This window comes from Mesorhizobium sp. LNHC221B00 (assembly GCF_000502935.1).
GTDB classification, from domain to species: Bacteria; Pseudomonadota; Alphaproteobacteria; order Rhizobiales; family Rhizobiaceae; genus Mesorhizobium; species Mesorhizobium opportunistum.
This window is the reverse complement of record NZ_AYWR01000008.1, coordinates 27,301-54,220: the sequence shown is the minus strand read 5'-3', so window position 1 is coordinate 54,220 and position 26,920 is coordinate 27,301. Positions and strand designations below refer to the sequence as shown.

Below are 26,920 nucleotides of genomic sequence, written 5' to 3'. Positions count from 1 at the left end.
AACCGGCTCAATCGGTGGGACGGACGCGATAGAGCTCCAGCGGGGCGCCACGGGTCTCCGCCACCGGCTCCAGCCAATCCGGCACGCTGCCGCGCATCAGCCCGGCGAGAAAGCCGTCCGGCGCGGTGGACGCGAACAGCCGGCTCTCCGGATTGCCGCGGCAGAGCGCGACAAGGCCGACATGGTGGTTGTCGACGACGACTTTCGCGTCGCTGGCCGAGCCCAGCAAGGCGTCCAATGCGAGCACGTTGCCGGCGACGTTGCGGTGATAGAGGCTGGCGAGCGCGCGATGGCCGGTGAAGGCAAGGATCGGCGAGCCGAGATTGGAGATACTGAGAACCGTGGTCCCCGGCATGCGGCCGAGCGCGGCGAACGACGCCTTGCCATGGCAGGGCGCATCGGCGCTGGCGTCCTTGACGGCCGCATTGGTTTCGAAGGCGCTCGATGCCGCCCCGGCCGCGCCCGACCAGACCGCGTTGACCGAGATCAGCCAGGCCGCGGCCATCCTGAGCACGGAGTTGCGCGACGGGCTGGCTTCGGCCCGTTGCCGCCACTTGGCGATCCAGGCACAAAGCGGGATCACCGCCAGGGCAATGGAGAAGGTCGAGCCGCGCACCTCCCAGGCACTGACCAGGACCGCCACAACCAGCAGCGCGCCGACGAGGCTGTCCTGCCGCCGCCAGCCGCCATGGCTGAAGTGAAGCGCCATCAGCACGATCGCCACCAGCGGCGTGGCAAACCGTGCCACGGCCATGGCCGGATCATCCAAGACAAGCTGGATGATCGATTGCGCCTCCTCGATATGGCCGAGCCAAATTTGGCTCAGGCGCGGGTCGATCTCGGCATAGGGTGCAGCCAGGCATTGCGGGAAAAAGCACAACATGACAGCCGCCAACGTGAGCGCAAGCAGACCGAGCGCCATCAGGCGCCGGCCGAGCGTGGAGTTGGCCATGTCGAGAGAGGCCGCGGCGGCGAGGCCGCATCCGGCGAGAGCGGCCACCACGAACTGCACGGTCGAAAAGGCATCGCATTGCGGCTGGCCCCAAACTGATGGGGCGATGGTTGTGAGGAAGACCAGCGCCGAAACGCCGGCAAAGCCGAGGCCGAAATCCTTGGCGATCCGCCGCTCGCCGCTGGGGTCGGCGACAAACAGCAGAGAGACGCAGACGCCGATGGTGGCGACATAGGGCGCCGTTTCCATGCCGACCGCCAGCGTCAGCGCCGCGCATAAGCCGGCAAGCAGGGCGGCCCATCGCCGCACGGGCGCCTCGAGCAGCAGGCTCAAGCTGGCCATGGTCAGCGTCAGCTGGACGTTGTGATGATCGAGCGCGCCGGGCGAAAAGATGCCGATGAAATGCAGCGCCGCGGCACCGATGACGACAGCCGGCAGCACGGCGCCCGCGCCGGCAAAACTGCGCACCGCGCGGATGGTAAAGAGCAGAGCCAGGCAGAAGAGCAGCGCCGGCCAGAGCACCTCCGCGATGGTTTCGGCCACGGCCATGCTGCCGGTCAGCGCCGAGGCCACGAAGATGATGGCGGCGAGCGGGGCGTCGACCAGCCGCGACCAGTGCATGACGAAGCCGCCTTCAACGCCCATCCGGTACTGATGCAGGTCGAACCAGCCCTGGCCGGCCAGCATATCGCGAACCTCGACCAGACGCAGCAGACTGTCATTGTCGCCGCCGGCATCGGTCAAGCCCGGGAAACCGCCGAGAGCGTTGACGGCAACCATCGCCAGCGTGGCGACGACCGCAACCGCGAGGTCGTTGCGCCGTGACGCAGGCTGCGCTGCCTTGACGGAAATCATGGTGTCGGCGGGAGTCACGGGACGGCCTCTGGCGCTCTCTTTGGCGAAGGAAACCTATCGCGAACTCACTGCGCAAACCTTAAACCGGTGTTGCACCGGCAACCCGATGTCGCGAAACGCTTTGTTTGTTATTCGCAAATATGGTCCCGGACCAGGGAATGAACGGGCAATTCGGTCTGGACCTTGGGCATGAGCGTTGTGGCGATCGAAAAAAAGATACTGAATGCCGCCCACGGCCGGGCGGTGTTTCAACGCCGCGTCCGGGTCCTCTCCGACCATATCGGCGCCGTGCTGGGCGATAGCGGCACCGTTCTCGATCTCGGCTGCGGCGATGGCTCGCTCGCCAAGGCGGTTATGGACAGGAAACCGGGGCTGAGGTTTCGCGGGATCGATGTCTTTGTCCGGCCGCGTACGGCCATTCCCGTAGAGGTTTTCGACGGTGTTACGATTCCGGCCGCGTCAAAATCGTTCGACTGGGTGACCATAGTCGACGTTCTCCACCACACGGACAATCCCGGCCATCTCGTCGCCGAAGCCGCAAGGGTCGCCCGGAAGGGCGTTGTCATCAAGGATCACCTGCGGGACGGGCTCTTCGCCTACGGTTCGCTCCGGTTCATGGACTGGGTGGGAAACAAGGGCCACGATGTGAGGCTGCCCTACAATTACCTGTCCAGGCAGGAATGGGAGGCGATTTTCGGGGGGATCGGACTCAGAGCCCAAAGCTGGCGAGAAGACCTGTCGCTGTATCCGTTTCCGGCAAACCTGCTGTTCGACAGGGGTCTGCACTTCGTCGCGTCGCTTCGCTAACGCGCGGACCGGTCGAACACTTTCACGCGGCTCCTTGGTCGTCGCGAAAAACCCAAATTGATGAAAGCACGTAGCTCGCCGCGCCCGCAGCGACCGTGATGCCGGCAGACATCACCAGCGGCGACGCGGAAAATACCGAAACCGCGACATGGGCCAACAGGCCCGCAAACACCGCGCAGGCCAACTGGCTGACGAGATAACGTGGCAACGCACGGCGATGGTCGTGCTGTCCCTCGAACGTCCAGCCACGCTGTGCCGAATAGGCCACGACAAAGGCCAGCATATAGGCGATCACGCTTCCGACGAACGGCGGCAAGCCGGCCGACACCAAGCCCCACGACAGTACGAAGAACAGCAGCGCCGCGCCAATGCCGACGACGGCGAACCGGATAAGCCGTACCGCGGCGAATTTTCGCACGAGCTGGTTCATTTTTCAGCAGTCGCGACGGATTCGCCTGATCCGGTGGGTTGGCCGGCTTTCAGCCGCTTGACCGGGATCTCCAGGACACCGAGCAGGAATGCCGAAAAGAAGGCCTGGAACGAAATGACGATCAGGCTCAAGCCCAGCACGACGATGCGCGGGATTTCGGAATCGTTCAGCGGGCCGAAGCCAAGATGTGCCCAACGCAGCACGGCATAGCCGACGAACAGCACGCCACCGGCGAAGCAGATGCCGGCATTGGCGGCAAGACGATCGGTGCTGATGGTCCTGGTCAGCCAATCGGAGCCACGGCTGCGCGGCAGGATGCCGGTGATCTCGGCATAGTATCGCGATATGGCGCCAAAGGTGATGAGCTGGATGCCGGTGATGATCATGAAGCAGGCGGCGACGAAGGTGTTGAGGTCGAGCGAAAGATTGTCGATCACCCGCAACGGCCCGAACACCAGCAGGGCCGCAAATAACAGGCCAAGGCTGGCGAGCACCGTGCCCGGTATGAAGAACATCCAGCGCGGGTTGTAGACCAGCAGGAATTTGAGATGCCGCCAGCCGTCACGCCAGGTCCTGAGGTGCGGCGGCCGACTGCGGCCGTCAGGCTTGAGCGTGGTTGGCACTTCCTCGATGCGCAGGCCGGCAAGCGCGCTGCGCACCACCATTTCGCTGGCGAATTCCATGCCCGTCGTCTGCAGGTCGAGCTTGCGGATGCTGTCGGCGTTGAAACCGCGCAGGCCGCAGTGGAAGTCACCGGTCCTGATGCGGAAAAACAGGCGGCCGACGAAGCTCAGCACCGGATTGCCGAGATAACGATGCAGCGGCGGCATGGCGCCGGTTTCGATGCCGCCCTGGAAGCGATTGCCCATCACCAGGTCGGCGCCGTCGCGCAAGCGCGCAATGAAGGCATCAAGCGCACCGAAATCGTAGCTGTCGTCGGCATCGCCCATGATGATGAAGCGGCCCCTGGCGGCGCCGATGCCCCCCAGAAGCGCGGCGCCATAGCCCTTTTGCGCCACCGGGACGACGCGGGCGCCGCCTTGGGCAGCGATCTCCTGCGAGCCGTCGGTGCTGCCATTGTCGGCGATAAGCACCTCACCCAGAATCCCGGCCTTGTCGAGGAAGGCCCTGGCCTTGCCGATGCAGACAGCCAATGTCTCGGCCTCGTTGAGGCACGGCATCAGGATGGTGAGTTCAAGCTGTTTGGTCGAGGCGGCGCGGATGGCGGTGAGCGCGTTCATGGTCGTGGTTCCATCGGGGGCCCCCGTCCGGCGCCTGCCGTTGGGGTATTCGAGGCCTATTCTTGTGTGGGAAGGCTTAAGAAAACGATGACGCGGGCACTTGCCTTGTCGCGATCCCTGTCGCGGTCCTTGTCGGGATCGGGCGTGCGGGTTTGCGTCTTGCTGTTGCCGATCTTCCGGGTGTGGCGATTGGCAGAAGGCGCCGGGACGCTTATATCGCTCTCGTCGACTGTGCTGGGGACTTGCCATGAAGCTCAAAATCGCCGTCCAGATGGACCACATCTCCACCGTGTCGATCACCGGCGACACCTCGTTCGCGCTGTCGCTGGAAGCGCAGCGGCGCGGCCACCAGCTTTTCCACTACACGCCCGACCGGCTGTCGATGCGCGACGGCAAGGTGTTTGCCCGCATCGAGGCGATGCAGGTGCGCGACGAGAAGGGCAGCCATTATTCGCTGGGCGAGAAGGTGCGCACCGACCTGTCGGAGATGGACGTCATCCTGCTGCGCCAGGATCCGCCCTTCGACATGAACTACATCACCACCACGCACATCCTGGAGCGCATCCATCCCGGGACGCTGGTCGTCAACGACCCGGCCTGGGTGCGCAACAGTCCGGAAAAGATCTTCGTCACCGAGTTCTCCGACCTGATGCCGGAGACGCTGATCACCAAGGATCCGCTCGAAGTCGCCGCCTTCCGCAAGGAGTTCGGCGACATCATCATCAAGCCGCTCTACGGCAATGGCGGCGCCGGCATCTTCCATCTGCTCGAGGGCGACCGCAACCTCGCTTCGCTGCTCGAAATGTTCGGCCAGATGTTCCGCGAGCCCTACATCGTGCAGCGCTATCTCAAGGACGTGCGCAAGGGCGACAAGCGCATCATCCTGGTCGACGGCGAACCGGTCGGCGCCATCAACCGGGTGCCGGCCGAGCACGATTCTCGCTCCAACATGCATGTCGGCGGCCGCGCCGAGAAGACCGAACTGACCGAACGCGAGCGCGAGATCTGCGCCCGTATCGGGCCCTCGCTGAAAGAACGCGGCTTCATTCTGGTCGGCATCGACGTCATCGGCGACTACATGACCGAGATCAACGTGACCTCGCCGACCGGCGTGCGCGAAGTCCAGCGCTTCGGCGGCGCCGATATCGCCAGCCTGTTCTGGGATGCAGTCGAGGGAAAGCGGCTGAAGTCGGCCACGTAATCGCCGCATGTTGGCTCTACGGCACGGGTACCGCCCTCCTACCGGATTCGAGATTGTCGGAACTATGCTGCGCCATCGCCGCAACCTCCGGAAAGGGCATCCTTCCGCGAAGGCGCAACCTGCTCTTCAGGCAAGCTTGCTGTCGGACGATCCGTTCATATCCTATTCGGGAATGTCCGGTACGCCCCTCGGATTGGCAAGTCATATGCCTCATCTTCCACGCAGCCATCGCGCCTGGTTTCTCATCTCCCCAACCTGGTCCATCGAAAACAATTCCAGCGTCAAAACGATCCGGACCTATGCCGTTCTGCATAGGCTTAGGAACCCCCGTCACTCGCTGATCTTCCTGTGCAACACACAAGCCGAGGTGGATCTGTTGAACCAGTCCGGTGAGGCCGCTTTCCTGCACAACAAGACCTCGACCACCTCCGAATACATATTCAGGCCGCTCGACGACGTCGCTGTGGAATTTGATGCAATCTACAACGCGCAACTGGCTTCGTGGAAACGCCACGACCTGTCGCTTGGCATCCAGAGTTGCGCATTTGTCTTTTATCGCGATTCAATCGAGTCATCCACGGCGGAGTCGGAAAGAGCACGAATAAATCGGCACAGGGAGCTCGCGCCGGGCCACCTGTTTGTTAATCAGTTCGACAGCACCGGCAAGCCTGTCCGATTGGCGCCGGCTCAAGTGAACATGCATCTAAACCGTGCAGCCGTGGGAATTTGTCTCTCCGAAGTGGAGGGGCCAATGTTCGCCAGCACGGAATATCTTCTCGCGGGGCTTCCTGTGGTCACGACGCCGAACCATGGTGGCCGAGACCTTTATCTGGATGACGACTATTCGCTTACGGTTCCACCCGATCCTCGATCCATCGCGGAGGCTGTCTTGGCGCTAAAGGAGCGACGAATTCCCCGGACCTATATTCGTTCGCAAACTTTGAAACGAGTTGAACGGGACCGCGGGCGGTTCATAGACCTTGTAAATGAGATTTTTCTGGAAAGCGGCTCTTTGCGCCGGGTCTCCATGCCTTGGCCTTTCCGATATCCTGTCATGGAGTGGCTTCCACCCCAGATCGCAATCGATCGATCCCTTTCAGGTACGGTCGATGCTTTCATCACCGCTTAGACGGCAAGCGGAAGCGGCCGTTTTCATTTTGTCTTAACCATGTTCCGCTTTTGCAACCGGGCACGATCCGCCTGCAACCGCAGCGTTTGCTTGTTCTCGTAATGTTCTTGATTTGACCGAAGAATTGTGATTGTCTCCGCGACGGGTCATTCTTGGTCAATCGCAGGGGTTGCGGCCCGGGGGCTTAAAAATGGTGGCGCGGGTTCGCACGGTCGCTTTCCAGGGCATCGAGGCCGTGCCGGTCGACGTGCAGGTGATGATCGCGCCTGGCAAGGTCAACATGCACATCGTCGGCCTGCCCGACAAGGCTGTGGCCGAAAGCCGCGAGCGGGTGCAGGCGGCGCTGCATGCGTCCGGCCTGTCGATGCCGTCGAAGAAGGTGACCATCAACCTGGCACCCGCCGACCTGCCGAAAGAGGGCAGCCACTACGATCTGCCGATCGCGCTCGGCCTGATGGCCGCCCTTGGCGCCATTCCCGGAGACATGCTGGCCGGCTATGTCGTGCTCGGCGAACTCTCGCTCGATGGCACGATCACCGCCGTTGCCGGTGCCTTGCCGGCGGCGATCGGCGCCAATGCCGAGGGCAAGGGGCTGATCTGCCCGTTCGCCTGCGGACCGGAAGCCGCCTGGGCGGGGCGGGAATTCGACATTCTGGCGCCGCGCAGCCTTATTGCCATCGCCAACCATTTCCGCGGCACGCAGGTGCTGTCGCGGCCGGAGGCCGGCATCCACGCCTCGGCGCTGGACCTGCCCGACCTCGCCGACATCAAGGGCCAGGAGACCGCCAAGCGGGCGCTGGAGGTGGCGGCGGCCGGCGGACACAATCTCTTGATGATCGGGCCGCCGGGATCGGGCAAATCTATGCTGGCGCAGCGACTGCCGTCGATCCTGCCGCCGCTGGCGCCGAAGGAGTTGCTCGAAGTCTCGATGATCGCCTCGGTGGCGGGCGAACTCGGCGAAGGCAAGCTGACCGACCGGCGGCCGTTCCGCGCGCCGCATCATTCGGCCTCGATGGCGGCGATGGTCGGCGGTGGCATGCGCGCACGGCCGGGCGAAGTATCGCTCGCTCATCACGGCGTGCTGTTCTTAGACGAGTTTCCGGAGTTCACGCCGCAGACGCTCGATGCGCTGCGCCAACCGCTGGAGACCGGCGACTGCATGATCGCGCGCGCCAACCACCGCGTCACCTATCCGGCGCGCATCCAGCTGGTGGCGGCGATGAACCCGTGCCGTTGCGGCATGGCCGGCGAGCCGGGCTATCGCTGCCTGCGCGGCGAACGCTGCCGCACCGACTACCAGGCGCGCATTTCGGGCCCGCTGCTCGACCGCATCGATCTCAGGATCGAAGTGCCGGCGGTCTCGGCGAGCGACCTGATCCGGCCCGACCGGGCGGAGAAAAGCGCGGCGGTCGCACTGCGCGTTGCCCGCGCCCGCACCATCCAGCGCGAACGCTTCGAACGGCTCGGCGCCACCCGCGCCACCACCAACGCGCATTGCGCGCCGGCGATGATCGAGGAGATCGCCATGCCCGACGCCGCCGGCCTGTCATTGCTCAAGGACGCCAGCGAAAAACTCGCCTTTTCGGCGCGTGCCTATCACCGGGTGCTGAAGGTCGCGCGCACGCTCGCCGACCTCGACGCCAGCGAAACCGTCGGCCGCATCCATCTGGCCGAAGCGATTTCCTATCGCATGAGTTCGGAGCGGATGGCGCAGGCGGCGTAGAGCAATTCCAGGAAAAGCGTGAAACGATTTTCCGGGAAAAGCGCATAGCGCTTTCCCTTGGGAATTGCGTTAGAACAAAGAGATAGGGCGGTTCGCCGTTTGTGTGAAACGGGATGCGTTTTCAGGCCGTCGCTTTTGCCTTCAGCTCCAGCCGCCGCGCGTGCAGCACCGGCTCGGTGTAGCCGTTGGGCTGGATCGTGCCCTTGAACACCAGGTCGCAGGCGGCCTGGAAGGCGATTGAATTGTCGAAATCCGGCGCCATCGGCCGGTAGAGCGGATCGCCGACATTCTGGCGGTCGACGATGGCCGCCATACGTTGCAGCGAATCCCGCACCTGGATTTGCGAGCACACTTTGTGGCGCAGCCAGTTGGCGATGTGCTGCGAGGAAATGCGCAGCGTGGCGCGGTCTTCCATCAGGCCGACATCGTTGATGTCGGGCACTTTGGAGCAGCCGACGCCCTGGTCGATCCAGCGCACGACGTAGCCCAGAATCCCCTGCGCGTTGTTGTCGAGTTCGCGCTGGATCTCGTCGGGCGTCCAGTTCGGCCGCACGGCCACCGGCACCGAGAGGATGTCGTCGAGTTTTGCCTTCGGACGGCTCTTCAGCGCCGCCTGCACCGCGTGGACATCGACCTTGTGGTAATGCGTGGCATGCAGCGTCGCCGCCGTCGGCGACGGCACCCAGGCGGTGTTGGCGCCGGCCTTGGGGTGGGCGATCTTCTCGACCAGCATCGCCGCCATCAAATCCGGCATCGCCCACATGCCCTTGCCGATCTGGGCATGGCCGGCGAGCCCGCATTCGAGCCCGGTGTCGACATTCCACGCCTCGTAGGCGGAAATCCAGGCGGCCTGCTTCATGTCGCCCTTGCGGATCATCGGGCCGGCTTCCATCGAGGTGTGGATCTCGTCGCCGGTGCGGTCGAGGAAGCCGGTGTTGATGAACACCACGCGCTCGCGTGCGGCGCGGATCGCCTCCTTGAGGTTGACGGTGGTGCGCCGCTCCTCGTCCATGATGCCCATCTTGATGGTATTCCCGGGCATGCCGAGCAGGGCTTCGACGCGGTCGAAAATCTCGACGGCGAAGGCGACTTCCTCCGGCCCGTGCATCTTGGGCTTCACCACATACATCGAGCCCGCGCGCGAATTCATCCGCCGCCCGTTCGGCCCGACATCGTGCAGCGCGATCAGCGCCGTCATCGCGGCGTCCATGATGCCTTCCGGCACTTCGTTGCCGTCGCGGTCCAGGATCGCCGGGTTGGTCATCAGGTGACCTACGTTGCGCACCAGCATCAGCGAACGGCCGGGCACGGTGAGCTGGCCGCCGACGGGTGCGGTGTAAGAGCGATCAGGATTGAGCTTGCGGACAAAGCTCTTGCCGCCCTTGGTGATCTCTTCGGCCAGATCGCCTTTCATCAGGCCGAGCCAGTTGCGGTAGACCACGACCTTGTCCTGGGCATCCACCGCGGCGACCGAATCCTCGCAATCCTGGATGGTGGTCAGCGCCGATTCCAGGATGACATCGGCAATGCCAGCCGGATCGGTGCGGCCGATCTGGTTGTCGCGGTCGATCACGATCTCGACATGCAGGCCATTTTTCACCAGCAGCACGGCTTGCGGGTTGGCGGCGTCGCCGCGATAGCCGACGAATTGCTTGGGATCGGCGAGCGTGGTGACGCCGGCGCCCTCACCCAGTTTCAGCGCGCCGTGCGCCACCGAGAGGCCGTTGACGCCGGCCCACTTTCCCGTGGTCAGCGGCACCGACTGGTCGAGGAAGACCTTGGCCCAGGCAATCACCTTGGCGCCGCGCGCGGGGTTGAAGCCCTTGCCCTTCGCGGCGCCGTCGGTCTCGGGGATGGCATCGGTGCCGTAGAGCGCATCGTAGAGCGAACCCCAGCGCGCATTGGCGGCGTTGAGCGCATAGCGTGCATTCATCACCGGCACCACCAGCTGCGGTCCGGCGACGACAGCAATCTCTGCGTCGACATTGTCCGTCGACACGCTGAAAGCCGGCCCCTCGGGCACGAGATAGCCGATCTCCTTGAGGAAGCCCTTGTAGGCCTCCATGTCGATCGGGGCACCATTGTCCCGATACCAGCCGTCGAGCTTCTCCTGCATGGCGTCGCGTTTTGCCAGCAGCGCCCGGTTCTTCGGCGCGAGGTCGTGGACGATGGCAGAAAAACCGTTCCAGAAGGCCGCCGCTTCGATGCCGGTGCCGGGCAGCGCCTCGGCGGCCACAAAATCATGCAGCTCGCGGGCAATCCGCAATCCGGCGATTTCGACGCGATCGGTCATCAGGCTGCTCCAGATGAAAGGCTTTGCGGGGCGTTTGACATGTTGGGGTTGCAGGGTCAATTCAGCTTAGGTTGAAGGCGAGCGTTTTGGCGAGCGGTGACGCTGCCGATCTCCCTCCTTGAGGGGGAGATGGCCGGCAGGCCAGAGGGGGTCGGTTCGACTGGATGCGACCTCCTGCTTTGAACAGAAGAGGCTAGCGCCTTATGTCCGGCGACCCCCTCTGTCGCCTTCGGCGACATCTCCCCCTCAAGGGGGGAGATCGCCCTCACACCGCGATCCTTGGCCGTCCCGAGGCCACCGCGACCACATGCGCCTCGATGAACATGCGCTGGGCTTCGACCGTGGAAACCTTGAACTCGGTCGCGACGTCGATCTCGGCGCTGTCGGTGCCGGCGTCCCTGGCGCGCTGGGCGACGATGGCGCGGACATCGGCCTCGGCGGCCGCGAGCGCCGCTGCCTCGTCGAGGAAATCGCGCACGGTTTCACCCGAGGCAAGGCGGAACAGCCCCTCCTTGGGCTGGCTGACCCGCGCCTCGGCCGAGACCCTGACTTGGCCGACGACGGCGCCGAGCGCGTTGGCGACATCGGTATCATTGGGCACAACGCACTCATTGCCGACCAGGGGCGCCAGGCCGGCATAGTGCAGCGGCGCCGAGGCGCCGAGGCCGATGACCGGCCGGTCGAGTGCGACGCTGAGGCGGGCGATGCCGGGATGGGCGTCGACGGCGCGCTGCACCAGCGCGTGCGCGACCGTGGCCGCGCCGTCGAGCCCGTCCTCGGCAAAGGCGGTTTCGAGAATGTATTCGGCCGACCAGCGCGTCAGCGTCACCAGCACCCGCTCCGAGATCACCTCGGGCGACGCGGCGATGGGCTGGCCACGGCCGTCGCGCTTGCGGGCGAACAGCTCGGCACCGAGGCGGGCGGTGGCGGCATCCCAGTTTGACTGCTTGCCCTGCACATGCGCCGCGTCCGAGGGGGTGAAGCCGCAAATGTGCACCAGCCCGCGCGAGACCAGCCGGTTCAAGGTGGCGTTCTGGGCATTCGATGTCAGCAGCCTGTCGAGGGCAAGCGGGGTCGCGCCGATCGCCTCGTAGAGCCGCGCCTCCGGAGCGGTCAGCCCGGCGGCGAGCCTGTCCGGCACGCCGGTGCGCACCGCGAAACGGCCATCCATGCGGCCGGTATTGGGTGCCCGCAGCTGGCGCTCGAGTTCCGATCTCACGGCGTCACCATGCGCCATGCCAGCCAGTGCCAGCGGCACCAGGCGGCGCGGCCCAAGCAGGACCCTCGGGTTGAGCGCGCCATCTTCCAGCGCCACTTCGGAATCGCCGCCAAGGCCGAAGGTGCGCATGGCGACGGCCTCGACCATGGTGCGGAAGCCGCCGACGGTGGCGCCTTCCGGATCGAGGCGTGGACGACCTCCATCGAGCACGGCAACGTCGGTCGTGGTGCCGCCGATATCTGAGACCACGGCATTGTCGAGCCCGGTCATGTGGCGGGCGCCGACCAGGCTGGCGGCAGGGCCGGAGAGGATCGTCTCGATCGGCCGCTGGCGGGCGAACGCCGCCGAGACCAGCGCGCCGTCGCCGCGCACCACCATCAAGGGGGCGGCGATGTTGCGCTCCGCGAGAAAGCCCTCGGTTGCCGCCACCAGCCGGTCGATCATCGAGATCAGCCTGGCGTTGAGCAAGGTAGTCAGCGCCCGGCGCGGGCCGCCGAGCTTGGCCGACAGCTCGTGGCTCGATGTGACCGGCAGGCCGGTTTTTTCCCGGATCAGCTCGCGGGCGGCGACCTCATGCGCCGGATTGCGGGTGGCGAAATAGGCGCAGACGGCAAAGCCGGACACCGAGGCGCCGAGTTCCGGCAAGGCGGCCTCAAGCCCGGAAAGATCGAGCTTGGCGGCATTGCCGTGGACATCGTGGCCGCCCGGACAAAACACCACCGGATCGGTGCCGAGTGCTGCCTTCAGCCCGTCGCGGGCGAGATCTGCCTCGGAAAAGCCGATCATGACCAGCGCGACGCGGCCGCCCTGGCCCTCGACCAGCGCGTTGGTGGCGAGCGTCGTCGACATAGAGACCAGTTTGATCGCGGCCGGATCCGTGCCGGCCTTGTGCAGCACCGCGTCGACAGCGCCGGAAATGCCGACGGCAAGGTCGTGCCGCGTGGTCAGCGCCTTGGCCTTGGCCAGCACCTTGCCCTTGTTCGGCTCCTGCTGCGGGCCTTCGGTCTCGGACCACAGCACGGCATCGGTATAAGTGCCGCCGGTATCGATCCCGAGGAACAGCGGTCTTGGCTTGGTCTTGGCGGTCATTGGCGGTCCGATGGCGAATTTTCTGGCTCAGCCCTTAGCCGATACGGGCCGGCCGATAAAGCCGCGAGCGCTGGGCCAAGGGAGAGAGATTGTTGTTGGCGAACAAGTAACGTCGGCGGGACAGCACCCCCCTCTGTCCTGCCGGACATCTCCCCCGCAAGGGGGGAGATCAGATGTCACCCACGCTTTCGCAAACCTTCAGCGCCGCAGAGAGGGTGCCGCCAGAGATGCTGCCAATCTCCCCCCTTGCGGGGGAGATGTCCGGCAGGACAGAGGGGGGTGCTGTCCCGCCGACCTAAACGGCTACCCCACAAACCCAACCCTCTTATGCGACCCATCACAAAACGGCTTGTTGGCCGAGTGACCGCAGCGGCAGAGGAAGGTGCGTTGCGTGCGGTCGACGGTATGGCCGGTGCCGGTGACGATCTCGAGATTGCCCTCGAGCTTGAGCGGGCCGTTCGTCGTCGGGGTCACCGTCAGCAGGCCATTCCTCGCGTCGAGCGCCGGCGTGTCCTTCAGCGCCGGTTCGCCGGTGGCGGTGAACCCGGCTTTGGTGTGGCTGCCGTCGCAGAACGGCTTGTTTTGCGAAGCGCCGCAACGGCAGAGCGTGGCGCGGTGGAAGGTCTCGCCGGCGAGCACGATCTCGGCGTGCACGGCCAGCGGGCCGTTTTCGCGCAGCCGCACTGTGTTGACCACTGGCGGTTGTTCCTGCGGCCGGCCATCCTTCCTGGTGTAGGTGATGGCGCCGGACGGACAGCTTTCGGCGATGGCGACGATCTTCTCGACGCTGGCCGCCTCGGGATGGATCCATTGGCCCGGCGCGTTGGGCACGAAGACGTGCGGGTCACCGAGCACGCAGTTGCGCGAGTGGATGCAGCGCTTGCCGGAGAACCCGACGTCGATCTTCTCGCCCTCGACTGTGCCCGCCATTGCCGTGCTCCTGTTGCCTGGAGCACGCCGCATCTCAAAAGGGAGCTGTACGGCGCGCTCTGGGTGATCGTCTCGACGCAGGCTAGGGCGTCGGCGGGAAAAACGTCAAGCTGGCAAGCCGGTCAGGGGACCAGATTGATTTCCTCGGTCTCGCCGCCGCTGCAGGTGTAGCAGCAATCCTCGCATTTTTCCTTGTTGCCGGGGCCAACGCCCCAGTAGGTCTCCTCGTCGCCATCGACCCAGGCGCCGTAGCAGATCGATTCGCCCTCGTTGCAGGAGATCGGCAGCTGCTTGGTCTCGCCATCGTCGAGATAGAAGTCCTTGCCACCGCCGGGCCAGATATAATCGCGGTCCTGGCTGTAGAGCTCGACGCGCATGGCGTTGGGATGGCTGTTCTTGATGGCAAAGGTGACGTCGCCGGCATGGGCGGCTGGTGCGACAAGGACGGCAAGCGAAAACGCGGCGGCGAACCGGCGCGCGAAAGTGAAAGACATGAAAACCCCCGATGAAGAATCGGCCCCACGGCCGATCCCGGGATCATGGCATGATGCAGGCGATCGCTAAAGGGACGACGGCGACAATCCCTTCAATAATCCGACCCCGCCCTTCAACAATCCGACCCCGGACCTCAAGGTTCCCCCGTGCTTTCGGCTGTCATCGTTGCCAGAAGGGCAGCTTGGCGATCTCCGCATCGGCTTGCCGTTTCGTCAGGCCGATGTCGTCGATCAAATGGGGATTGGCCAGCGACATCTGCTTGAGCTCCCAGCGAAAGCGGGCCCGGTTCCGCCAGGCCGCGATCGCGCTGCGCAGGGCCGCCAGGCTGTAATGCCGGCGCGACGTCCGCCCGGCAGGCCGCGCTGCCTGATGCCGGACCGATGCAAGGGTATTGTTCATGACAACCTCCATGGCGTTCCAAGGGTTGGGGGTTCCAAGGGTTGGGAGCCCCTCGACCTGAATGAATGAGGTTGAATTCTGCCGGATATGGACGGTGCCGTAATTAAAGCCTCCCAAATAGTTCTCAAAAGTTCCAAACGGGCTCTAACTGTTTGTTTTCGATGCAATTCCAGCTGGGAAAGCGCGCCCTGCTTCCGCCCGGAAAAGCGCTTCGTACTTTTCGCGGAATTGCTCTATAGATGCGCTCCATGCAGGGATCGCGCTTTGCCTTCGGTCCGTTCGTGCTTGATCCGGACGCAGGGACGCTGCTTCGGAACGACGAGCCCGTTGCCGTCGGCTACCGCGGGCTGAAGCTGCTTGCGGCGTTTGTCGAACGGCCGGGGGAAATCCTGGCCAAGGCGGCGTTGATGGATGCGGCGTGGCCGGGCACCGCCGTCGAGGAAGGCAACCTCACCGTCCAGATCGCGCAGCTGCGCAAGCTGCTTGGTCCGGCCATCGATGGCGGTGAATGGATCACCACGGTTCCGCGCGTCGGCTACCGCTTTACCGGGGCCATCGAACAGCTTGCCGGCGTGAAGCGAAAAACCTTGCCGCTGCCCGACAAACCATCGATCGCCGTCCTGCCCTTCGTCAATCTCAGCAACGATCCCGGGCAGGAAGCCTTCGCGGACGGCTTGACCGAAGACCTGATCACCGACCTGTCGCGGGCCTCCGGCCTGTTCGTCATCGCGCGCAACTCGACCTTTGCCTACAAGGGAAAAGCGATGGACGTGCGCGAGTTCGCCAGGGAGCTTGGCGTGCGCTATTTGCTGGAAGGCAGCGCACGGCGCGCCGCGGATCGCGTGCGCATCAATGCCCAGCTGGTCGACGCGATGAGCGGCGAACACCTGTGGGCGGAACGCTTCGATCGCCGGTTGGACGATATCTTTGCCGTACAGGACGAGGTGATCGCCAAGATCGTCGAGGCGCTGCTCGGCCGGCTGCGCGCGCCGCCGCCACGCAACCGGCCCAGCAGTCTCGAGGCCTACGATCTCTGCGTGCGGGCGCGCAAGCTGATCGACGATACGCCGCAGACGGCGCGGGAAGCGCATCTGATGCTGACGCGCGCGATCGCGCTCGATCCGGACTATGCCGAAGCCTACCGCTGGCTGGCCATGAACCACTGGATGGGGTGGGTGCATTGGGGCGAACCCGTCGAGCCCAACCGCCGCGTCGCCCTGGAGCTGGCGCGCAAGGCCGTGGCGATCGATCCCAACGATGCCGGCTGCCGCTGGGTCCTCGGCAATCTGCTTGCCTATGAGCGCAACTTCGAAGAGGCGGATGCCGAATTCGCCAGGACGTTCGAACTCGACCCGAACGAGGCAGACGCCTGGGCAACACTGGCCGACATCGCGACACTGGCTGGGCGGGTCGAGGAGGGTCTCGAGCAAATCCGCAAGGCGTTTCGGCTCAATCCGTTCCCGGCAAGCTGGTACTATCTCACCCTCGGCCAGGCGCAATATGCGGCGCGCGATTACGAAGCCGCGGTCGAGACCCTGCGCAGGGACGAGACCTATCGCACGAGTTCACGCCGTTTCCTGGCGGCAAGCCTGGCCCAACTGGGCCGGCTCGACGAGGCGCGGGCCGAGGTCGAACTGTTCCTCGTCAGCAACCCGCATTTCACAACCAGCCACTGGGTCTGGACCGAGCCTTTCCGCGACGACGCGATGCTCGAGCATTTCGTCGACGGCTTCCGCAAGGCCGGCCTTCCGGATTGATGCGCCTGCGCGATCTCCCGTGCAGGGTCAGAAGCGCCGATCACGGCACCAGATCGATCGTTTCGGTCGAGTGCTCCACGCAGATGAAGCAGCAGGTATCGCAAGGTTGGTCGTTATCAGGCCCGACGCCGGCGGAGATCTGATCATTGCCGTCGACCCAGGCGCCGTAGCAGATGCGCTCACCCTGATTGCAGGTGAGCGGCACCGATTTCTGCGAGCCCGGATCGATCAGGAACACCTTGTCGTTGCCCGGCCAGACCGTCTCGCGGTCGCGGCTGAACAGCTCGACCGCAACCGCTTCCTTGCGCAGGTTCTTGACGAAGAAGGCCATGTCGGCGGCCTGCGCCGAAGTGGCGAAGACCAATGCCGCAAATGCTGCCATGCGAAACAGCGTCACCGCCGGACCTCCCCGAATCATCGCGGCAGAATCGCATGCCTGCCGGGAACTAGGAAGACTCGATCACCAGGAAGACGTGGTCGCTAGGAAGACGCTGAACCCGCGATCTCCCGTCCCAACCGCATCGTTTCCCGCACCAGAAGGTCGAGGTCGTCGCGCCTTGTGCGATGGTTGGCAATCGCCACGCGCAGCCAGTGCTCGCCATGCACCGTGGTATCGGAGAGGGTGGCAATGCCTTGCTCCTGCAGCCGCAGCATGATTTCGGTGTTGAGCGCCTTCAGCGCCTCGCCGCTTACGCCGGGCTGATAACGGAAGCAGACGATGTTGATGGTGGGCGGCATGGCCAGTTGCAGCGACGGCTCGGCCTCGATCAGCCCGACGAGATAGGAGGCTTGCGCGATGTTCTGGTCGATCAGACGGCCGAACTTGTCGATGCCGTGCTGTTTCAGCGCCATCCATACTTTCAGCGCGCGAAAGCCACGCGAGGTCTGCAGGCCGTAATCGTGCAGCCAGTCGCCGGAGGCAAGGCCGCGCGGCGTCGATTCCAGATATTCGGGCGTGACCGCGAAAGTGCGGCGATGCGCGATCGCATCCCTGACCAGGGCACAGCCGGCCTCGAACGGCGCGTGCAGCCATTTGTGCGGGTCGAGCGCGATCGAATCCGCCCATTCGATGCCGGCAACGCGATGCGCATTGTCAGGCGCAATCGCAATCAGCGCGCCGATGCAGCCATCGACATGGAACCAGAGGTCTTCCTCATGCGCGAGTTTGGCGAGTGCCCGCAGATCATCGATCGCGCCGGTGTTCACCGTGCCGGCATTGCCGATGAGGCAGGCCGGTTTGAAGCCGGCCGCACGGTCTTCCGATATCGCTGCCCGCAAGGCCGATATGTCGATGCGCAGCCCGGCGTCGGACGGGATGCGTCGCAGCGCGCGATTGCCGAGGCCGAGCGCTTCCATCGCCTTGCGGTGGCAGGAATGTATCTGGTCCGAGCCATAGAAGCGCAGCGGCTTTTCAATGGCGGCGACGCCGTGTTCGCGCACGTCGATGCCGGCCTTGGTGTTGCGCGCAACCGTCAGTCCGATGATATTGGCCATCGAGCCGCCGCTGACCAGCGTGCCGGAGGCCGAAGCCGGGAAGCCCAGCATCTCCTTGCACCAGTTCACCACCTGGCTGTCCATCAGCCCGGCGGCGTGGTTGCCGCCGCCGAGGTTGGAGCCCTGGATCGCCGCCAGGAAATCGCCGAGCGCGCCGGTGAAATTGCTCGATCCCATGTACCAGGCCCAGAAGCGCGGATGGACGTTGCCCATCGGATAGGACATCACCGTGCGGGAGACCTCGCCATAGACCGCGTCCAGCGGCGCCGGCGATCGCGGCAGGGGTGCCGTGAAAGCCTCTCTCACATCAGCCGGCATCTCCCGCCAGACCGGGCGGCCGCGCACGTCGCGCAGATAGTCGACGGCCTCGTCGATGAGCCGATGCGACAGGGCCTGGACTTCGGCCCAGTCCAAGGGGTCAAGCGTTTCCTCGGTCACCATGCCGAGGCTTTCCGCCGCGACGTCCATGACAGCCTCCTCCCGTCAAGCCACAGGGAATTGGCAGCCCGGCGTCGAACGCGACAGCGCCGTCTCGTCGGCGTCCATCTCGGCCTCGATGCCGTCGAAGAGCGGCGTCGACATGTAGCGTTCGCCGGTGTCGGGCAGCATGCACAGGATCACCGCGCCGGCCGCCGCATTCTCCGCGACCTGACGCGCCACGGCGAAGGTGGCGCCGCCGGAAATGCCGGTGAAGATGCCTTCCTGGCGTGCCAGCGCCTTGGCCCATTTGATGCCCTCGGGCCCGGCGATCGGCATCACCTCGTCATAGAGGCTGGTGTCGATCGCCTCCTGCAGGACATTGGGGATGAAGTCCGGCGTCCAGCCTTGCACCGGATGCGGCTCGAAGGCCGGATGGCTGGCCGCGGGCGCGCCATCGGCGCCGCGCTGCTGCGCCTTGCCGCTGCCGATGAGCTGCGCGTTGGCCGGTTCGGCGAGCACGATGCGGGTGTCCGGCCGCTCGCGGCGCAGCACGCGCCCCACGCCGACGACGGTGCCGCCGGTGCCATAGCCGGTGACGAAGCAGTCGAGCCGCGAGCCGGCGAAGTCGTTGATGATCTCGCGCGCGGTGGTCGCCTCGTGGATGGCGGCGTTGGCCGCCGTCTCGAACTGGCGGGCGAGGAACCAGCCATTGGCCTCGGCCAGTTCCACCGCCTTCTTGTACATGCCGAAGCCTTTTTCGGCGCGCGGCGTCAGCACCACCTTGGCGCCCAGCATGCGCATCAGCTTGCGGCGCTCGACGGAAAAGCTATCGGCCATGGTGACGACCAGCGGGTAGCCTTTCTGCGCACAGACCATGGCAAGCCCGATGCCGGTGTTGCCGCTCGTCGCCTCGATCACAGTCTGGCCGGGCTTCAGTGTACCGCTGCGCTCGCCTTCCTCGATGATGTTGAGCGCCAGGCGGTCCTTCACCGAGGCGCCCGGGTTGAAGAACTCGGCCTTGACGTAGATGGTCGCATGAGCCGGTCCGAGATTGTTGATGCGCACCGCCGGCGTGTCGCCGATGGTATCCAGAATGCTGTCGAACAGGCGGCCGCGCCCGGCGGTGGTCCTGATCGTTTGTTTGTTCAACATCTCTGATCTCCTCGATCGTTGTGTCTCGTCGTCGTGTCTGCCTTCACAGGCCGGTTACAAACCGACGGTTTGGGCGGCGAGGTTTGGAGACCTTGCCGCGCTAGGATTGATCGGACGGCACTGCGGCAATGGCCGCGGCCGGCGCGAAAACGCGCTGCCGGATGCCGTATCGTGTTTGATGATACAGCAGGGGCCGACAGGCCAGCGTGGGAGCAGGCGTGGAAACAGCCGTGGAATCCGCACCATCGAGACTGGATCGCGACATGCCGATCCTCTCCGTGCGCACGCTCGGATCGCTGGCGGTAATGCGCGATGGCGTGCCGGTGGTGCTGCCGGCATCGCGCAAGGTGCGCGCATTGCTTGCCTATCTGGCACTGGCGCCGCATCCGGTCGGGCGCGGCCGCCTGTGCGAAATGCTGTGGGATGTGCCGAACGACCCGCGTGGCGAATTGCGCTGGTGCCTCAGCAAGCTGCGCGGCGTGCTCGACACGCCGGACCGGCGCCGCGTCCTGACGCAGGGCGACACGGTCGCACTCGATCTCGACGATTGTCCTGTCGACGCGCTGGAGGTGAGCCACGCCGCGACACAGGGGATCGACACGCTTGAATTGGCGCCGTTGCGAACGCTGGCCGGGCTCTTCGCCGGCGCCTTCCTAGACGGGCTGGAGCTCGAGCGCAGCCCGCTTTTCGACAGTTGGCTGATCGCGCAACGGCGCCGCCTCGGCGCCTGCCATGCGGCGGTGCTGGAGCAGCTTGTCGAAAGATTGCCTGCGGATTGCGACGAGGCGATCGGCCATCTCGACAAATGGGTGGAACTGGCGCCGTTCGACGGGCGCACACACGCCGCGCTGCTGGCCAGCATGGCCCGGCGCGGCGAGGTTGGCGCGGCCGAGCGGCATCTGGCGACGGCGCAACAGTTGTTCCAGTCGGAGGATCTGGATTTCGCACCGCTTCGCGCCGCCTGGCGGACGATCCGCGATCAGGCGCCGGCGGTCTCGCTCCGGGTGCCGCCGGTGTCCGCGCTGTCGCAGCCGCTGGCGCCATCGGGCGATGCCGGCGCGGTCGAACCAAGCCACGCTTCGCTGGCGGTGATGCCGTTTGTCGAGGAAGCCGGCGGCACGCGCGGCGGGCTTGCCGATGGATTCACCCACGACATCATCACCCGTCTCGCCAAGCTCAGGGATTTCTTCGTCATCGCGCGCGGATCGGTGTTCGCGTTGGCGCAGATGAACATCGCGCCGGACGAAGCCGGCAGAAAACTGAATGTCGACTACGTCGCCACCGGCACGGTGCGCAGCCCGGCCGGCCGCCTCATCGTCAGCGTCGAGCTTATCGAGGTGCGCACGGCCAGGATCGTCTGGGCCGAGACCTTCGAACGCCGGCCCGACGACATCTTCGCCGTGCTCGACGATATCGGCGACAGCATCGTCTCGTCGATCTCGGCCGAGATCGAAACCGTCGAGCGCAACCGCGCCATGCTGAAGGCGCCCAATTCGCTCAATGCCTGGGAGGCCTATCATCGCGGCCTCTGGCACATGTACCGTTTCACGCAGGCGGAAAACGAGCAGGCGCGGAACCTCTTTGCCACGTCCGTCGAACTCGATCCGACCTTTGCCCGCGCCCATGCCGGCCTCTCCTTCACCCATTGGCAGGCCGCCTTCCAGCGCTGGGGCGACCGCGACCGCGAAAGCGCGCTGGCCTTCGAAAGCGCCGGCCAGAGCGTGCTGGTCGACGACCACAATCCGGCCGCGCACTGGGCGATGGGGCGGGCGCTGTGGCTGCGCGGCGAGCAGGACGGATCGCTCTCCGAACTCGAACGCGCGGTCGACCTCAGCCCGAATTTCGCGCTCGGCCACTACGCGCTGTCCTTCGTGCATTCGCAGTCGGGCGACCCGCAGGCGGCGATAAGTTCGTCCGACCATTCGCGGCATCTCAGCCCCTTCGACCCGCTGCTGTTCGGCATGCTGGGCGCGCGGGCGATGTCGCATGTCCGGCTCGGCCAATTCGAGGAGGCGGCCGAATGGGCGCTGAAGGCGGCGGCACGGCCCAACGCCCATGCCATCATCCTGGCGATCGCCGCGCATTGCCTGGCGCTGGCCGGTCGACTCGACGAGGCGCACGGTTTCGCCGCCGCCATCCGCAAGACAATGCCCGATTACCGCGCCGACGATTTCATCGGCACCTTCCGCTTCGAGCCGGATGCCGAGGCGCTGTTCCGGCAAGGCGCCAGGCGGATTGGCCTGAACTGAAAGCTTTGCGCGCTGCACCCGTTAACGAAGCCGGAAGGAGTTGTTTAACCGTTCACCTCTATGTGACGCCCGGGGGGTCCATGGCAAAGCGAGTATGATGAGCGACAGCCCCGACAAGCGCAGCGAATGGCGCGCCATTCTTTATGTACAGGCCCGCGTCGCCATCCTGTTCGTTCCGGTGGTGGCCAGCCTGCTCGCCATCGCCGCCCTTGCGGGCAACGAGCGCAAATCCGTTCCCGATATCGACCGGACGATTACGGGGTCGGTGCGATAGGCCTGGCCGAACCGCCTCCGGGACGGTCTCAATAAAATCGCGGGATCGGACCGTTCTGCGGCGTCGTGCGGTCGCCGAGGTCGAGAAAGACCTCGTCGACATAGCACCAGCCCCAGCCTTCCGGCGGATCGTAGCCTTCGATGATCGGATGGCTGGTGGCATGAAAATGTTTTGTCGCATGGCGGTTGGGCGAGTCGTCGCAGCAGCCGACATGGCCGCAGGTGCGGCAGAGCCGCAGATGCACCCACCACGAGCCGCTTTTCAGGCACTCCTCGCAGCCAAGCGCGCTCGGCGTAACGTCCTTGATCCCAGCCGCATGCTTGCATTCATCCGCCATCACACTCTCCCTGCCAGTTGAGGCTCAACTCTTCGTTTGCGCAAGATAGGCATGCAATGCGGCGACCACCTGGGCACCCTCGCCGACGGCCGCCGCGACGCGCTTGACCGAGCCGCAGCGCACGTCGCCAATGGCAAACACGCCGCCGAGGCTGGTCTCCATCAGGCCGTGCGCCGGCCCCAGCTCTGACCCGGTGCGGATGAACCCCTTGGCATCCAGCGTCACGTTGCACTGCGCGAGCCAGTCGGTGTTGGGGTCGGCGCCGATGAACAGGAAGAGATGGCGGATCGGGCGTGTCGTCTCCTCGCCGCTGACGCGGTTGCGCCAGCGCACCGTGGCAAGATTGCCGCCCTCGCCCTCCAGCGCCTCGATTTCGGTCTCGGTCAGCACCTCGATGTTCGGCTGCGCCCTGATGCGCTCCACCAGATAGCGCGACATCGAGGCTTCGAGGCTGCCACCACGCGCCAAAAGCACCACCTTGTGCGCATGGCTGGCGAGGTAGACCGCGGCTTGGCCCGCCGAATTGCCGGCGCCGACCAGCGCCACTTCCTGGCCGGCGCAGAGCCGCCCTTCGATGGGCGAGGCCCAATAGTGCACGGAGGTTCCCTCGAACTGCGTCAAATTGGCGACATCGAGGCGGCGATAGCGCGCGCCGCTGGCGATGACCACGCTGCGCGCGCGCACGGTCTCGCCGTCGCCGACATCGAGCAGATAGCGGGCGCCGGATTTGTCGGTCGCGGCGCTCAACAGCTTCGCCTCGTCGGGGATCACCATTTCGACGCCGAATTTCTGCGCCTGGTTGTAGGCGCGCGCCATCAGCGCCATGCCGGTAATGCCTGTCGGGAAACCGAGATAGTTTTCGATGCGCGAGGAGGCGCCGGCCTGCCCGCCGAACGCCCGGCAGTCGAGCACGATGGTCGACAGCCCTTCGGACGCCGCATAGACCGCGGCCGCCAGCCCAGCCGGCCCGGCGCCGACAATGGCGACGTCATACAGCGTATCGGCGTCGATCGGCCTGAGCAGGCCGATGCAGCGGGCGAGGTCTTTCTCGGTGGGGTTGCGCAGCAGCCTGCCGTTCGGACACAGCACGACCGGCAGATGGTGTGGATCGACGTCGAAGCGCTCGACCAGGGTTTTGGCGCAGGGGTCGCTGGCGGAATCGAGCACGCGGTGCGGCTGGCCGCTGCGGGCCAGGAAGCCCTGCAGCCGCAACACGTCGGCATTGTCTGATGGTCCGATGATGATCGGCCCGCTGGTAGCGCTTTCCAGCAGCCCGACACGGCGCAGGATCAGCGCCCGCATGATGCGCTCGCCGAGATTGGCCTCCTGCACCATCAGGTCGCGCACACGCTGCGAGGGGATGACGAACGCCTCGACCGGTTCGGCGGCCTCGGCATTGACCAGCGAGGGGCGGGCCGAAAGCTGCGCCAGTTCGCCGACGAAGCTGCCGGGTCCATGGGTGACGATGGTCTCGCGCCGGCCGAGCCCGCCATCCTGTGTGATATCGACCTTGCCCGACAGCACGAGGATCAGGCCTGGCGCCACGTCGCCGGCCTTGATGATGGGCTCGCCGGCGGCATAGGCGGCGGCCTCGCCGAACCGGCGCATCCGGTCGATGTCCACCTCGGCCAGCGTTGGAAAGGCCTGGTCGCGACGGGCGCCGAAGATCGCGGTGCTGGATTGAGACATGCTGGATTGAGACATGGTCTTGAGCGTAACGAAGCGGGCGTCGGGTTTGAAGCGGTTTGTTTGATGCCTAGCCGGGAGGCGAGGCCAGCGACACGAGGTGCCGACAGACGGCGTCGGGCGCAGATGTTCAGCGCGCGCTACCCGATCAGCCCGTTCAAAGGCCTGACGGCGACGCTGGACGGGAATACACGCTGCGACAAAGCGAGCTCCGAGATGCCGAGATGGTCGCGCAGAAGGCCCTTCAGCACCGCCCGAAGATCGGTGGTCGGCATCAGGTCCCGGCCTTGATACAATTGCGAGGTTCCAAGTCCCGGCCAGTCCGCGACCACCCGTCCGCCGTTGACGGCGCCACCCATCAGGAAGGCCGTCGTGGCGGTACCGTGATCGGTCCCCTCATTGCCGTTGATCCGCGCCGTACGCCCGAATTCGGTGATGACCACGATAACGGTATCGTGCCAGACGGACTTCAGGCCGCTGACCAAACCCTCCAAAGCGCCGTCCAGGGCCGCCAACAGCCTTGCCAGCTTCCCGTCCTTGGCGCCCTCTTTCGCGTGCGTGTCCCAGCCGTCGAAGCTGAGTGCGGCAATGCGCGGGCCGGACTCGGCCGCAAGCAATTTCGCCGCGCCCTCCGCAGCTTCGCGAAAGGAAGGCCCGGCCATTCTTGTGCGCGGCACCGGATCGTCGCCATGAGCCGACAGGCTGTCTATCTCGCGGCCCTCGATAAAGGCACGCAAGAGCGCCGGATCGATTTCGCCATAAAGCCCCATGAGGCGATCTTGCGTGTCCGGGGAGGCTGACCGGAAATTTGGCGGCGTCCATGTCAATGTGGGTGCGGCACCGCGGAAAATCAGCGGGACAGTGGGGCTGACGGCCAGTCCGACCGGCCGGGCAACCTCGATCCGGTCGCCGACCGGAAGTTCCAGCACCGCACGATTGAGCCAGCCGGATGCTGTATCTCTCGGTCCGGGCATGCCGCTTTCCAGGACATCCTGGCCGTCGAAATGGGATCGATCCCTGTAGGGCGTGGCGGCGGCATGGACGATCAGGGTGTCGCCGGCCACGTAGTGGTCGTGCAATGTCCGCATTGCGTCGTGCAAGCCGAAAAACCCGTCCAATGACAGGATGCGGCCTATGCCGGCCACGCCAATCGCAAGCTCGCCCCGCAACCGCGCGTAATCCGGGTCCCCGATGGGTGGCGTAACGGCCAGACCGTCCAAGGCTCCGCGCAGGATCACGACCACCATCCGTGGATCGCGCGGCGCCGCGTGGGCCATGCGTGGCATTCTCGACCAGGCGACGAAACTGCCGTTTGAGGCAGGCATGGGGGGCGTCCCCGTCATCTGCGTTGGAACTCCGGGCTCATGAGCAGCAAAGCCAGCGCCTGGGATCTGCTTCGGGCGTGCGCGATATGCTCCCGCGTGGTTGCGGAACAGGCCGTGCCCAGCACCGCATCGACGAGGGCCAGCGGATCCAGGTCGACACGGGCGCGCGCCGCCAGCTCTTCGGCGAAATCGAGGCGATCGGTCATCGCATTGCCCGCCAGCCAGCTATCGGCGTGATCAGGAAAGCCATTGGGAGCGTTCGGATTCCACAATGGCTGCCCAAGTGCACTCAACACGCGCGCGACCTGCGCGACATCGGTGCGGAGATCCAGTGCCCTGAGAGCCGACCACAGGAATTCGCTGGGACTCTTGATCTTCACCGCCGGGCCCCACGCCTTGTCGTGGAGAAGCAGCATTCGTACGCACGCTTTCAGATCCCCGGCACTCTCCAGGAAGATTGCCGCGATCGTTTCGGCAATGTCGGGCGCGGGATCATCGTTGATGAAGTGACGGACGAGCTTCCAGGCGATCCGCCTTGCCGTTGCTTCATGGCCCGCCAGGGCGGACAGAACCGCTTCGCCCTGATCCACGCCGGTTTGCGGATAGTCGACATCCATGACCTGCTGGCCGCCAGGCTCGTGTGCATCCGCGGTGAAGCAAAAGCGGCCGTAGTCATCGGCGAGTTCATCATCCTCGCTGGCGCCCCTGTAACTCCAGCCGGTCAACACTTTCGACAGCGCGCTGACATCTGCCTGCGAATAGCCCGCCTCGACCCCGACCGTGTGCAATTCCAGCAATTCGCGCGCGTGGTTTTCATTGCAGCCGCGCCCGGACCGGCGCCCGATCACCGAATTCGGCCCGACCGAATTGGCGCTGTTGAAGTAGGAAAGCATTGCCGGGTGCCGGGTTACAGCGACAAGCATGTCTTCGAACCGCCCGAGCACGAAAGGCCGGATGGCTTCCCGCTCGAATGCCGCCGCGGTGCGCCGGACAGTGCCATTGGCACTGGTCTCGACCACGAAATGGTTCATCCAGAATGTCACCAGCCGCTCGACGAGCCCTGTCCTGGCGATCAGGGCGCGGTCTATCCGGGCCCGCACTTCCGCTTCGAGCACCCGGCGATCGATCGGCACGAAGAAGGTGAGGCGGCGGATCGCCGCCGCGAGATAGCCGCGCGGAAGGTGATCCTGGCGATGTCGTTGCGTGATGATTTCGGCGGCGGACAGGAGACCTCCACCAGTAAGGAGGGCAATGTCCGGCTCATCCAGCTCATTGAGAAGAACAGTGCGTGGATCGCCATCCAATAGAGACAGATCGCGGGATCGCGGCCCGAGTCCGAAACGATGATAACCAATCGAAGCGGATGCGAAAACCACTCATTCCCACCCTGTCCATGGACTCAATATTGAACGTACTGGGCAACATACGTTGCCAACCAGCAAAAAAAAGCGGCCGGTGGAGGT

22 protein-coding genes are annotated in these 26,920 nt (G+C 65.1%); 7 read left to right on the top strand and 15 right to left on the bottom strand.

Going from position 1 to position 26,920, the window contains the following annotated elements:
- Positions 1-7 precede the first annotated feature (7 nt).
- Positions 8-1,825 (bottom strand): hypothetical protein, encoded by a 1,818-nt coding sequence (locus tag X741_RS154105; protein WP_023777724.1) that lies wholly within the window; start codon positions 1,823-1,825, stop codon positions 8-10.
- A gap of 171 nt (positions 1,826-1,996) precedes the next feature.
- Here X741_RS154105 and X741_RS154110 point away from each other — a divergent pair, with 171 nt between their 5' ends.
- Positions 1,997-2,614, top strand: coding sequence for a class I SAM-dependent methyltransferase (locus X741_RS154110; protein ID WP_023777723.1), 618 nt, complete (start codon positions 1,997-1,999; stop codon positions 2,612-2,614).
- 22 nt (positions 2,615-2,636) lie between these two features.
- On the opposite strand, the gene X741_RS154115 is transcribed toward X741_RS154110, so the two are convergent.
- Together X741_RS154115 and X741_RS154120 are read right to left on the bottom strand one after the other, a co-directional pair.
- A complete protein-coding gene (locus X741_RS154115) occupies positions 2,637-3,044 on the bottom strand; it encodes a GtrA family protein (RefSeq protein WP_023777722.1) in 408 nt (135 codons plus the stop codon).
- On the bottom strand, positions 3,041-4,285 hold the full coding sequence (locus X741_RS154120) for a glycosyltransferase family 2 protein (RefSeq protein WP_023777721.1): 1,245 nt from the start codon (positions 4,283-4,285) through the stop codon (positions 3,041-3,043). Before X741_RS154120 ends, X741_RS154115 begins: the two co-directional genes overlap by 4 nt.
- 247 nt (positions 4,286-4,532) lie before the next feature.
- Here X741_RS154120 and gshB point away from each other — a divergent pair, with 247 nt between their 5' ends.
- The 3 genes from gshB (at position 4,533) to X741_RS154130 (ending at position 8,338) form a co-directional block, all read left to right on the top strand.
- A complete protein-coding gene (gene gshB / locus X741_RS154125) occupies positions 4,533-5,486 on the top strand; it encodes a glutathione synthase (protein WP_023777720.1) in 954 nt (317 codons plus the stop codon).
- Between the two features lie 64 nt (positions 5,487-5,550).
- The gene (locus X741_RS0134525; protein WP_156937876.1) at positions 5,551-6,615 is read left to right on the top strand and encodes a hypothetical protein; all 1,065 of its coding nucleotides are present in this window, start codon (positions 5,551-5,553) and stop codon (positions 6,613-6,615) included.
- A 190-nt stretch (positions 6,616-6,805) separates the two neighbouring features.
- Positions 6,806-8,338, top strand: coding sequence for a YifB family Mg chelatase-like AAA ATPase (locus X741_RS154130; protein WP_023765350.1), 1,533 nt, complete (start codon positions 6,806-6,808; stop codon positions 8,336-8,338).
- Between the two features lie 121 nt (positions 8,339-8,459).
- On the opposite strand, the gene X741_RS154135 is transcribed toward X741_RS154130, so the two are convergent.
- From X741_RS154135 to X741_RS154155, 5 genes are all read right to left on the bottom strand, one after another.
- Positions 8,460-10,631, bottom strand: coding sequence for a malate synthase G (locus X741_RS154135; RefSeq protein WP_023777718.1), 2,172 nt, complete (start codon positions 10,629-10,631; stop codon positions 8,460-8,462).
- Between the two features lie 265 nt (positions 10,632-10,896).
- On the bottom strand, positions 10,897-12,939 hold the full coding sequence (locus X741_RS154140) for a hydantoinase/oxoprolinase family protein (RefSeq protein WP_023777717.1): 2,043 nt from the start codon (positions 12,937-12,939) through the stop codon (positions 10,897-10,899).
- 303 nt (positions 12,940-13,242) lie between these two features.
- Positions 13,243-13,869, bottom strand: coding sequence for a CDGSH iron-sulfur domain-containing protein (locus X741_RS154145; protein WP_023777716.1), 627 nt, complete (start codon positions 13,867-13,869; stop codon positions 13,243-13,245).
- 122 nt (positions 13,870-13,991) lie between these two features.
- Positions 13,992-14,363 (bottom strand): hypothetical protein, encoded by a 372-nt coding sequence (locus tag X741_RS154150; protein ID WP_013891997.1) that lies wholly within the window; start codon positions 14,361-14,363, stop codon positions 13,992-13,994.
- 160 nt (positions 14,364-14,523) lie between these two features.
- Complete coding sequence (locus tag X741_RS154155; RefSeq protein ID WP_023765345.1) at positions 14,524-14,763, bottom strand: DUF1127 domain-containing protein; 240 nt, start codon at positions 14,761-14,763, stop codon at positions 14,524-14,526.
- A 239-nt stretch (positions 14,764-15,002) separates the two neighbouring features.
- On the opposite strand from X741_RS154155, the gene X741_RS154160 reads away from it, so the two are divergent.
- Positions 15,003-16,520 (top strand): winged helix-turn-helix domain-containing tetratricopeptide repeat protein, encoded by a 1,518-nt coding sequence (locus tag X741_RS154160; protein WP_031250007.1) that lies wholly within the window; start codon positions 15,003-15,005, stop codon positions 16,518-16,520.
- A gap of 40 nt (positions 16,521-16,560) precedes the next feature.
- Here the strand turns inward: X741_RS154160 and X741_RS154165 are convergent, their stop codons facing one another.
- From X741_RS154165 to X741_RS154175, 3 genes are all read right to left on the bottom strand, one after another.
- Entirely contained in the window at positions 16,561-16,917 is a 357-nt protein-coding gene (locus tag X741_RS154165; protein ID WP_023765343.1) for a hypothetical protein, read from the bottom strand.
- 83 nt (positions 16,918-17,000) lie between these two features.
- Positions 17,001-18,482 carry an aspartate aminotransferase family protein gene (locus tag X741_RS154170; RefSeq protein WP_023777714.1) on the bottom strand — a complete coding sequence of 494 codons (1,482 nt, stop codon included), beginning with the start codon at positions 18,480-18,482 and terminating at the stop codon, positions 17,001-17,003.
- Positions 18,483-18,497: 15 nt separating this feature from the next.
- A complete protein-coding gene (locus tag X741_RS154175) occupies positions 18,498-19,586 on the bottom strand; it encodes a pyridoxal-phosphate dependent enzyme (RefSeq protein WP_023777713.1) in 1,089 nt (362 codons plus the stop codon).
- A 263-nt stretch (positions 19,587-19,849) separates the two neighbouring features.
- Between X741_RS154175 and X741_RS154180 the strand changes: the two genes are divergently transcribed.
- Positions 19,850-21,835 (top strand): BTAD domain-containing putative transcriptional regulator, encoded by a 1,986-nt coding sequence (locus X741_RS154180; RefSeq protein ID WP_023777712.1) that lies wholly within the window; start codon positions 19,850-19,852, stop codon positions 21,833-21,835.
- Positions 21,836-21,932: 97 nt separating this feature from the next.
- Positions 21,933-22,109: a hypothetical protein gene (locus X741_RS17920; protein WP_023777711.1), complete on the top strand. Its 177-nt coding sequence runs from the start codon at positions 21,933-21,935 to the stop codon at positions 22,107-22,109.
- A gap of 28 nt (positions 22,110-22,137) precedes the next feature.
- On the opposite strand, the gene X741_RS154185 is transcribed toward X741_RS17920, so the two are convergent.
- From X741_RS154185 to X741_RS154200, 4 genes are all read right to left on the bottom strand, one after another.
- Positions 22,138-22,446: a UBP-type zinc finger domain-containing protein gene (locus X741_RS154185; RefSeq protein ID WP_023777710.1), complete on the bottom strand. Its 309-nt coding sequence runs from the start codon at positions 22,444-22,446 to the stop codon at positions 22,138-22,140.
- 24 nt (positions 22,447-22,470) lie between these two features.
- A complete protein-coding gene (locus tag X741_RS154190; protein ID WP_023777709.1) occupies positions 22,471-24,135 on the bottom strand; it encodes a cyclic nucleotide-binding domain-containing thioredoxin-disulfide reductase in 1,665 nt (554 codons plus the stop codon).
- Positions 24,136-24,272: 137 nt separating this feature from the next.
- Positions 24,273-25,457, bottom strand: a complete 1,185-nt coding sequence (locus tag X741_RS154195; protein ID WP_023777708.1) for a DUF1501 domain-containing protein — start codon at positions 25,455-25,457, stop codon at positions 24,273-24,275.
- Between the two features lie 14 nt (positions 25,458-25,471).
- The gene (locus X741_RS154200) at positions 25,472-26,833 is read right to left on the bottom strand and encodes a DUF1800 domain-containing protein (protein ID WP_031250003.1); all 1,362 of its coding nucleotides are present in this window, start codon (positions 26,831-26,833) and stop codon (positions 25,472-25,474) included.
- Positions 26,834-26,920 lie beyond the last annotated feature (87 nt).

Coding starts and splice junctions, on each gene's coding strand:
- X741_RS154130 (WP_023765350.1), top strand. CDS start 6,806: ATGGTGGCGCGGGTTCGCACGGTCGCTTTCCAGGGCATCGAGGCCGTG.
- X741_RS154190 (WP_023777709.1), bottom strand. CDS start 24,135: ATGTCTCAATCCAGCACCGCGATCTTCGGCGCCCGTCGCGACCAGGCC.
- X741_RS154180 (WP_023777712.1), top strand. CDS start 19,850: ATGCCGATCCTCTCCGTGCGCACGCTCGGATCGCTGGCGGTAATGCGC.
- X741_RS17920 (WP_023777711.1), top strand. CDS start 21,933: ATGAGCGACAGCCCCGACAAGCGCAGCGAATGGCGCGCCATTCTTTAT.
- X741_RS154140 (WP_023777717.1), bottom strand. CDS start 12,939: ATGACCGCCAAGACCAAGCCAAGACCGCTGTTCCTCGGGATCGATACC.
- X741_RS154160 (WP_031250007.1), top strand. CDS start 15,003: ATGCGCTCCATGCAGGGATCGCGCTTTGCCTTCGGTCCGTTCGTGCTT.
- X741_RS154145 (WP_023777716.1), bottom strand. CDS start 13,869: ATGGCGGGCACAGTCGAGGGCGAGAAGATCGACGTCGGGTTCTCCGGC.
- X741_RS154110 (WP_023777723.1), top strand. CDS start 1,997: ATGAGCGTTGTGGCGATCGAAAAAAAGATACTGAATGCCGCCCACGGC.
- X741_RS154170 (WP_023777714.1), bottom strand. CDS start 18,482: ATGGACGTCGCGGCGGAAAGCCTCGGCATGGTGACCGAGGAAACGCTT.
- gshB (WP_023777720.1), top strand. CDS start 4,533: ATGAAGCTCAAAATCGCCGTCCAGATGGACCACATCTCCACCGTGTCG.
- X741_RS154195 (WP_023777708.1), bottom strand. CDS start 25,457: ATGCCTGCCTCAAACGGCAGTTTCGTCGCCTGGTCGAGAATGCCACGC.
- X741_RS154185 (WP_023777710.1), bottom strand. CDS start 22,446: ATGGCGGATGAATGCAAGCATGCGGCTGGGATCAAGGACGTTACGCCG.
- X741_RS154115 (WP_023777722.1), bottom strand. CDS start 3,044: ATGAACCAGCTCGTGCGAAAATTCGCCGCGGTACGGCTTATCCGGTTC.
- X741_RS154155 (WP_023765345.1), bottom strand. CDS start 14,763: ATGAACAATACCCTTGCATCGGTCCGGCATCAGGCAGCGCGGCCTGCC.
- X741_RS154175 (WP_023777713.1), bottom strand. CDS start 19,586: ATGTTGAACAAACAAACGATCAGGACCACCGCCGGGCGCGGCCGCCTG.
- X741_RS154135 (WP_023777718.1), bottom strand. CDS start 10,631: ATGACCGATCGCGTCGAAATCGCCGGATTGCGGATTGCCCGCGAGCTG.
- X741_RS0134525 (WP_156937876.1), top strand. CDS start 5,551: ATGCTGCGCCATCGCCGCAACCTCCGGAAAGGGCATCCTTCCGCGAAG.
- X741_RS154150 (WP_013891997.1), bottom strand. CDS start 14,363: ATGTCTTTCACTTTCGCGCGCCGGTTCGCCGCCGCGTTTTCGCTTGCC.
- X741_RS154120 (WP_023777721.1), bottom strand. CDS start 4,285: ATGAACGCGCTCACCGCCATCCGCGCCGCCTCGACCAAACAGCTTGAA.